Source organism: Mesorhizobium sp. M7A.F.Ca.CA.001.08.2.1 (assembly GCF_003998455.1).
GTDB classification, from domain to species: domain Bacteria; phylum Pseudomonadota; class Alphaproteobacteria; order Rhizobiales; family Rhizobiaceae; genus Mesorhizobium; species Mesorhizobium ciceri.
The window spans coordinates 1-524 of sequence record NZ_RZPW01001441.1 but is presented as its reverse complement, the minus strand read 5'-3'; the positions used below and the strand labels follow the sequence as shown (position 1 = coordinate 524).

General features: G+C 66.2%; 1 protein-coding gene. It reads right to left on the bottom strand.

The window, feature by feature from the left end; all coding sequences use genetic code 11:
* Nucleotides 1-171 precede the first annotated feature (171 nt).
* Nucleotides 172-524, bottom strand: a 353-nt coding sequence (locus EN914_RS37865; protein WP_164779301.1) for a winged helix-turn-helix domain-containing protein, incomplete at its 5' end; no start/stop codon positions are given.

Genomic DNA, 524 nt, shown 5'->3' with positions numbered 1-524 from the left:
GGCATATAGAGCGAGACGAGGCGCCAGAAGCGGTTCCAGGCGCGCGGCACCGCCTTCAGCGTCCGCGCGGCGCGTGCGCTCAAGCCGCCATTGCCCGGCTGTTCCAGTTCCGTGGTTGCCATTCGCTCTTTTCGCTTGCCCGCAGCCGTTCAGCCGGCCGCAGGCGGCATTCTATTCCACGCTGAGCCGATACCCAATACCGCGTACGGTCTGCAGCCAGACCGGATTGGACGGATCGCGCTCGATCTTGCGGCGCAGCCGGTTGATCTGGACGTCGATGGTGCGCTCGCCGACTTCCGAATCGTCGCCGACAAGCTCGTGGCGGGGTATCGTCTCGCCCGCCCGCGCGGCGAAGATCGCCAGGATCTCCTGCTCGCGATCGGTCAGCTTCAACGCCTCGCCGCCACGCTTCAATTCGCGCCGGGCGATCTGGAAGGTATAGGGGCCGAAGACCAACTGCTCGACCTTGGGCGTGGTCGCCGGGCCACCGCGGCGCAGGATGTTGTTGATGCGCAGGATCAGCT